We start from the raw sequence: 7,077 nt of genomic DNA, 5'->3' as shown, positions 1-7,077 counted from the left end.
CGATCCTCCAACCCATTCCCGAGGCGGAGGGCGACCGCAAGGACCGCCATCGACCCGTCGTCGGCGGCATCAGCGAAATCAACGCGAAATCGACGGCCGCGACCGCCGGGCCGTACCCCGCCCGCGTGACCGACACCTCGAAGGCCAACTGGGGAGGCTCGGTCTCCGAGGGCGACCTCGTCCGCCTCTCGAACAACCACGTTTACGCCCGGGTCAACGAGGCCGACTTCGGCGAACCCGTCATCCAGCCGTCACCGATGGACGGCGGGAGCATGCCGGACGACAAGACCGGCGAACTACGCGGTTACGTCACCGTCGAAGACGGTGCGCTGGTGGACGTGGCGGCGCGCTCGGTCACCCCCGAACAGGAATCCACGGAGTACCACAAACTGGACGACTCGTGGCCGACGAGCATCCGGCGGGACGAGTACCGCTCGCTCAAAGGCCAGACCGTGACGAAATCGGGCCGAACCACCGGCGTCACGAGCGGCGACGTGAAGGCCACCAGCGCGACCGTCCGCGTGAACTACGGCGACGCGGGAGCCATCAAACTCCGCGACCAGTGCATCGCGGGACCGATGTCGAAGGGCGGCGACAGCGGGTCGCCCGTCTTCCTCGACTCGTCCGGCGAACTCGTCGGCCTGCTGTTTGCCGGGTCCGAACGCCAGACCATCTTCTGTAAGATCGGCTCCGTCGAATCCGAACTCGGCGTCGAACTGCTGACCGAAGAACCCGGAAGCGGTGGCAGTGGTGGAGATGGCGGAAGCGGTGGAGACGGTGGTCGCGGCGGAAGCGGCGGTCGTGGTGGCTCCGGCGGTGGAAGCGGCGGCTCACCGACCTACCACAAGACGTTCGACACGACGGTTTCCGTCTCGACCGACGGGGCGGAACTGTCGCTCGAATCCTTCTCCGTCACCGGACCGGCCGACTCGGACGACCGCGTGGAGGCCGTCGCGACGGTGTCCGGCACCACCACCGGAACCGGGTGGCTCGCCGCCCAAGGCAACCGCACCACCTTCGAACTCACCGCCGAACACGCACGTGACGACAGTTTCGTCCGGGACGTTTCCGTTACCCTCGACGTGCCCGATTCGTCACCGGAGTCGTTCGACGTGGACGTCTCCGGCGGGTACGTCGTCAACTCGTCGTAACGTTCAGACGGCGGTTTCGATTCCGCGTTTTTGGTGGCGAACGACTACACTAGCTCGGCGTCCACGACGTTGAGTTGCTGGAGCATCGTGAGGTTGTCCGGATGGAGCCATCGCTCGACGATTTCGCCGTCTTCGATGCGGGTGAAGACCGTCTGCTGGACCTCGATTTCCCGTCCGGTCGGTTCGAGTGCCCCCATCGGTCCCTCGTGGGTTCCGCGGGTCGTGAGTCGCATGGCGACCGTGTCACCCTCCGCGACGATGTCCTCGACTTCCTGGGTGATGTCCGGGAACGCGGCCATGAATCCCTCGTAGGATTCACGAATCGCCGCCCTCCCTCGCAGGTCACCGAACGGATTGTGCTCGGTTGCGTCCTCGGCGTATAGTTCGTCCAACAAATCGAGGGTTCCCTCGGCGAACACCTCCTCCGGAATGCGTCGGGCGATTCGTTTGTTCGTTTCGGACGTTTCGTTTGTCATCTCGATTCCTCCGTACGTTCGTGGTTCAGGTACATCGCAACCACACCGGCAGTAGTTCACGAAACGGCCTGCGTTCGTGGGTCAACATGTTTCCGTGTTTATTAGCTTCGCCGACCGACGTCCGGGTATGCCGAAGGTCCATTTACAGGTGGACGGCACGGCCGTGGACGACTGGCTGGCCGACCTCTCGACCGAGTTTCCGGACGACGAGTTCCGACTGCTGGCGACACAGTCGAGGGAGGAGCACCCGCTCGCGCTCCTCGAAGCACGGACGACAGAGGGCGAACGGTTCGTCAGGCGGTTCGAAGCCACGCCGGAGGTGCTCTCGTCCGACGTCGTCTATCACGACGACAGGCTGGTGTTGGTCCAGTTCACGACCGTCGTAACCGAACTGTACGGCGCGCTTCGCGGGTCGGACAACGTCTCGCTCTATCCGACCATCCTCCGAAACGGCCGGTTTTCCGTTACCCTGACCGCATCGCACGAGCGATTGTCGAACTACGCCGACGAGTTGGGAAAGGCGGGGATTCCGTATCAGGTCTCGTCGCTGACTCAGTCCTACGACTCCAGTGAACTGCTCACCGAGCGGCAGTGGGAGTTCGTCACTGGAGCGGTCGAGCGGGGGTACTACGACACGCCGCGGGGGTGTACGCTCACGGAGTTGGCCGAGGAGTTCGAGGTTCACAAATCGGCGGCGAGCAGGCTACTTCACCGGGCCGAAGGGCGGATCATGAGGGAGTTCGTCGAATCGGCAACCAAAAAGTAGCGGTGAGTCGAGTTCGTTGGTCGTTCAAACTCCCTCGGGAACGGCGTCGAGTTGTTTGAGCAGTCCGAGGGCATCGAAATTCCCCTACAGCTCGGTGATTCGCCCGTCTTCGAGGCGCATATCGATCATTCCCGTCACCTCTATCTCGTTACCAGTTGGGGCGACTCCCATGAACTCGCCTTCCTGCGTACCGCGCAACGTCCATCGATACATCACGGTATCGCCTTGCGTAATGATGTTCTCGATGGTTTCGTGATAGTCCGGGAACGCAGTCCGGTTCATCTCGATAAACTCCTTGTACTTCTCCCGTCCTCGAACCTCCCCCATGTCCGGGTCGTGGCGAACGAAATCTTCAGCGAGATACTCATCGGCCACCTCGAGGTTCCCATTGTTGAACGCTTGCTCCACGAACTCCCGAACGATTTCCGTGTTTGCAGTGGTTTGTGCCATCTCATCCCTCCCCACTAGCTACCCACTACATGTATGTCGATGAATGTTTTTGAAATAGAATATTCAGGTCAGTGAAGTATGGTGCCGAAAACGGTAGTCGGTGTGGAGGAGGCTACTCTACGTGTTCGTTTTGTTCATACAAGACGACTACCGTCGATGACAACTTCGTAACCCGTTCGTGGAGAACCGCTGCTTTTGCCCGCACTTTTATTGCTGAATACGCTGTAATACTTTGTATACATGACGTCCGTCAGTGCACGACTCCCGGACGACGAAGCCGACCAGTTGGACGAAGTGGCCGAGTTGCTCGGAGAAGACCGTAGTACGACCATCCGAAAGGCACTCGGTGAGGGACTCTCGGAGCTTCGGATCAGAACGGCAGTCGAACGATACCAGTCCGGCGATATCTCGGTCAACGAAGCCGCCAGAATCGCAGGCGTCAGTCTCGGTGAATGGCTCGAAATCGCCCGCGAACGAAACCTCACCTCACAATTGTCACCCGATGACCTCGAACGGGATGTGGATTCGGCCCGCAGCCTATGACCTCGACGCCACTCCTTTTCGATGCGACGACGCTCATCGCGCTCGGGACCGTCGGCGAACTCGATTTGGTGACGCACTTCGACGGGATTCCCGTCGTGCTCCCGACGGTTCGAGGCGAAATCACGACCGAACCCGAACGGACGAACATCGACCGACTCGTCTCGAACCATGGCGTCGAAACCGATGCCTGTCGTCAGGTGGGACCCAACATTTCGACCGACGAGTTCCACTCACAGGCACAGGATATCCTCGGTGAATCGGAGCAGAACGGCGATGTCGCCATCGTTGCCAGCGTGTTGGCACGAACGGACGTTGACCTCCCGATAGGGATCGTTTCCGACGACCAACGAGTGAGAACCGTCTCCCGCGGTCTCGGCGCAACCGTCACCGGAACCGTCGGCGTCATCGTCCGAGCAGTGGATGAGGAACTTTCCGCGGAGGCGGGCAAAGAAATCGTTCGGGACGTGGACGGTCACGGACTCCACATGACCGGCGAACTTCGGGAAAAAGCGTTCGACCTGATAGACGACGCGGCGACCGACTAATCCGCTTTCGCCTGCCAGCTTCGCAATCTATCTTCGCTGACGCCGTTGACTTGGTCGGCGACCGTCTCGACTTCGGCGTCCTTCAGGTCGTCGATGGTGTCGATACCGGCCTCGGCGAGCTTTTCGGCGGTCTTCGCGCCGATGCCGTCGATGACTTCGAGCCCGCTCTTGCGTTCGCGCTGTTTGAACTCCTCGTAGTTGCAGATGGGACAGCCGAGTTCCCACGGTTCGTCCCCATTGTGGACGACGAGTTCCGGCAGGTCGTGTTCGTCACATCGCTCGTCGGTCACTTCGATGTCACCCCGGCGCGGGAGCGGCAGCGAGTAATCACAGTCGGGGTAACGCGTACAGCCGACGAGTCGGGAGCCGGTCTGAAGCTTCTTGATGGCGAGTTCGCCGCCGTGCTCTTCGGCGGTTTCACCGCCTTCGCCTCGCTGGCTCTCCGACCCAGCGCCTTCCCCACACTCCGGGCAATCTCCGATGATTCGATCCTCAGCCTCCTCGGCCTCCTCGGCCTTGCAGAGCGGACAGCCGTGGACGAAGGTACCACGTCCGGCGAGGATCTTCACTTCCCGCAGGCCGTGTTCCTCACAGCGGTCTTCCAGGATGAGCGGTTTACCCTTGTTCGGGAGCGGCAGTGTGTACGTGCAGTCCGGATAGCCGTCACAGCCGACGAAGTACGAGCCGCGCCTGCTCTGACGCACGAGGAGGTCCTCGCCGCACTCGGGACACGGTCCGAGCGTCTTGTCCTCCTTCAACGACTGTTGGAGCTGTTCGCCGATCTCCTCGCGCGACTCCTCCAACTCGTCGAACACCGTGGCGAGGAGTTCCCGCGAGGAGTCGGCCACGTCGTCCAAGTCGGCCTCGCCCTCGGCGATAGCGGTCATGTCCTCCTCCAGTTCGCGGGTCATCGTCTCGCTGACGACGAGGTCGGCGTAGTCCTCGGCGGCCGTCACGACCGCTTGCGCGAGGCGAGTCGGGCGCGGCGGGTCGCTCTCCAGATAGCCGCGGTCGTACAGTTTCTGGATAGTGTTGTGGCGGGTCGATTTCGTCCCGATACCCATCTTCTCCATCTTCTCGATGAGTCTGGACTGGCCGTACCGCCGCGGCGGTTGGGTCTCTTTGTCCTCGATCCGCGTGTCGGTGATGGCCAACTCCTCGCCCTCCTCGACGTTGGGCACGTAGTTCTCGCTGGTGTTGAAGTACGGGTAGACAGCGTGGTAGCCCTCTTCGAGCAGGCGCTTGCCGTTGGCCTTGAGGGTCAGGTCGTCCACCGTGGAGACCACCTTGAGGTGTTCCCACTTCGCCGACTCCGCGACGGTGGCGAAGAAGCGGCGGACGACGAGTTCGTACACGTCCCACTCGTCGTCGCTCAACTCGCCCTTGGTCGGGATGTCCTCGGTCGGGTGAATCGGCGGGTGGTCGGTCGTCTCCTCGTCACCTTCCGTCGGTTCGATCTCGTCCTGTTCGAGGAGGCTCTCGGCATCCTCTCCGAAGGTGTAATTTCCGGCAAAGGTGTCGAGCAGTTCCTCGGGGTCCAAATCGTCCGGGTAGACCGTGTTGTCCGTCCGGGGGTACGTCATGTACCCGGCGGTGTAGAGGTCCTCGGCGATGCTCATCGCCCGCTGAGCGGAGTAGCCGAGACTCCCCGCCGCCCGGATGAACTGGGTCGTGTTGAACGGCGTGGGTGGCGTGTCGGTACGGGTGCGCCGCGACACGCTATCGACGGTGGCCTCCGTGGCCTTTCGAATCGTCTCGTAGGCTTTTTCGGCTGTCTCCTCGTCCCAGACGCGCTCGGCTTCGTTGCCGTCCTCGTCGCGGTAGAAGTACTGGGACTCGAACTCCTCGTCGTCCTTCCGGAGGTCGGCGAACATCTCCCAGTACTCCTCGGGGTCGAACGCCTGAATCTCGCGTTCGCGGTCCACGATGAGTTTCAGCGTCGGACTCTGCACGCGGCCGACGCTGATGAAGTCGTTGCCGAGTTGCCGGGACGAAAGCGAGAGGAAGCGCGTCAGCGCGGCACCCCAGATGAGGTCGATTATCTGTCGCGCTTCACCCGCCGCCGCGAGGTCGAAGTCGAGTTCGTCCGGGTTCTCGAAGGCCGAGGTGACTTCGTTCTGCGTAATCGAGGAGAATCGGACACGGTTGATGGGCGCATCCTTGTTCACGTCGCGGACGAGTTCCCAGGCTTCCTTCCCGATGAGTTCACCCTCGCGGTCGTAGTCGGTCGCGATCGTCACTTGGGTCGCATCGCGCGCCAGCAAGCGGAGCGTGCGGACGATGTTCTCCTTCGTCGGCTGTTTCTCGACGCTCGCGTCGATGAGTTCGACGGGTTCCACGTCGCGCCAATCGTTGTACTCCGGGGGGAAATCCACCCCGACGACGTGGCCCGACAGCCCGATGCATCGCTTGCCGCCCCACTTGTACACGTTGACGCCGTTTTGCCGGTCGGTCTCCGCACTCTCGCCGGAGAGGATGTCGGCGATTCGACGTGCGGCGTTGTCCTTCTCGGTAATGATGAGTTCCACTCACGCACCACCCCTGTTCGCGTCGGTCATCGCCCGTCGCTACGGGTATGGCGCTGGTAAACGTTTCGCCAGCGAAAAGAACGGATCCGGGTCTCCGATTATCCACGGTGATAATGGAAGAAACGGCTATGTGCACCCTCCCAGTACAGAAACGTATTCTGATATGTTCGGTTCTATCTCTTTCTCGGGCGGTGTCGTTCTCACTGGCACCGCCCTCGGCGGCGGTGTCGGAGTCGTACTCGCACGTCACGCGTGGTCGAATCGTGACGTTCCCGGCGCGGTGTCGTTCGCCTCGCTCATGCTCGCTGTCGCCGGATGGTGCGTCTTTTCGCTGTTCGTCCTGATGAGTTCCTCGCTCGTTTCCGCTCGCCGCTGGACGACGCTCATCGGAATCTGTGTCACCGCGATTCCCATCCTCTGGCTGACCTTCGCGCTCGAATACACCGGCCGGGAGGATTGGGTCACGAGAACGACGCTCCCGCTCATCTGGGCGGAGCCGGTCTGCTACACCGTCTTCGCGCTCGTGAGTCCCGCCCACGGATTTGCAAACGAAACCGCGCGGCTGACGACGAGCGACGGCCTCACCGCCTTGTCGGTCGTGCATACCGGGTCGTTTTA

Annotated in this window: 8 protein-coding genes; 5 read left to right on the top strand and 3 right to left on the bottom strand. The window is 61.9% G+C overall.

The features are described from left to right. A partial coding sequence (locus WBV42_RS00980) for a hypothetical protein (protein WP_423984387.1) occupies positions 1-1,151 on the top strand: 1,151 nt, incomplete at its 5' end. Positions 1,152-1,195: 44 nt separating this feature from the next. Here WBV42_RS00980 and WBV42_RS00975 read toward each other — a convergent pair. After that, positions 1,196-1,627, bottom strand: a complete 432-nt coding sequence (locus WBV42_RS00975) for an ester cyclase (RefSeq protein WP_423984386.1) — start codon at positions 1,625-1,627, stop codon at positions 1,196-1,198. A gap of 127 nt (positions 1,628-1,754) precedes the next feature. Here WBV42_RS00975 and WBV42_RS00970 point away from each other — a divergent pair, with 127 nt between their 5' ends. Next, positions 1,755-2,393, top strand: coding sequence for a helix-turn-helix domain-containing protein (locus WBV42_RS00970; protein WP_423984385.1), 639 nt, complete (start codon positions 1,755-1,757; stop codon positions 2,391-2,393). 84 nt (positions 2,394-2,477) lie between these two features. On the opposite strand, the gene WBV42_RS00965 is transcribed toward WBV42_RS00970, so the two are convergent. Further along, complete coding sequence (locus WBV42_RS00965) at positions 2,478-2,843, bottom strand: ester cyclase (RefSeq protein WP_423984384.1); 366 nt, start codon at positions 2,841-2,843, stop codon at positions 2,478-2,480. A gap of 240 nt (positions 2,844-3,083) precedes the next feature. Here WBV42_RS00965 and WBV42_RS00960 point away from each other — a divergent pair, with 240 nt between their 5' ends. Both WBV42_RS00960 and WBV42_RS00955 read left to right on the top strand, forming a co-directional pair. Continuing rightward, a complete protein-coding gene (locus tag WBV42_RS00960) occupies positions 3,084-3,386 on the top strand; it encodes a UPF0175 family protein (RefSeq protein ID WP_423984383.1) in 303 nt (100 codons plus the stop codon). Further along, entirely contained in the window at positions 3,383-3,931 is a 549-nt protein-coding gene (locus WBV42_RS00955) for a hypothetical protein (RefSeq protein WP_423984382.1), read from the top strand. Before WBV42_RS00960 ends, WBV42_RS00955 begins: the two co-directional genes overlap by 4 nt. Here WBV42_RS00955 and WBV42_RS00950 read toward each other — a convergent pair. Further along, positions 3,928-6,459, bottom strand: a complete 2,532-nt coding sequence (locus WBV42_RS00950) for a DNA topoisomerase I (protein ID WP_423984381.1) — start codon at positions 6,457-6,459, stop codon at positions 3,928-3,930. The two genes, WBV42_RS00955 and WBV42_RS00950, sit on opposite strands and share 4 nt — an antisense overlap. A gap of 163 nt (positions 6,460-6,622) precedes the next feature. Here WBV42_RS00950 and WBV42_RS00945 point away from each other — a divergent pair. After that, the coding region (locus WBV42_RS00945) for a histidine kinase N-terminal 7TM domain-containing protein (protein ID WP_423984380.1) at positions 6,623-7,077 on the top strand (455 nt) is incomplete at its 3' end.

The sequence above is a fragment of the Haladaptatus sp. genome (assembly GCF_049589095.1).
In the GTDB taxonomy this organism is placed as follows: domain Archaea; phylum Halobacteriota; class Halobacteria; order Halobacteriales; family Haladaptataceae; genus Haladaptatus.
This window is presented reverse-complemented; position numbering and strand designations above follow the sequence as displayed.

Coding starts and splice junctions, on each gene's coding strand:
- WBV42_RS00975 (WP_423984386.1), bottom strand. CDS start 1,627: ATGACAAACGAAACGTCCGAAACGAACAAACGAATCGCCCGACGCATT.
- WBV42_RS00970 (WP_423984385.1), top strand. CDS start 1,755: ATGCCGAAGGTCCATTTACAGGTGGACGGCACGGCCGTGGACGACTGG.
- WBV42_RS00965 (WP_423984384.1), bottom strand. CDS start 2,843: ATGGCACAAACCACTGCAAACACGGAAATCGTTCGGGAGTTCGTGGAG.
- WBV42_RS00960 (WP_423984383.1), top strand. CDS start 3,084: ATGACGTCCGTCAGTGCACGACTCCCGGACGACGAAGCCGACCAGTTG.
- WBV42_RS00955 (WP_423984382.1), top strand. CDS start 3,383: ATGACCTCGACGCCACTCCTTTTCGATGCGACGACGCTCATCGCGCTC.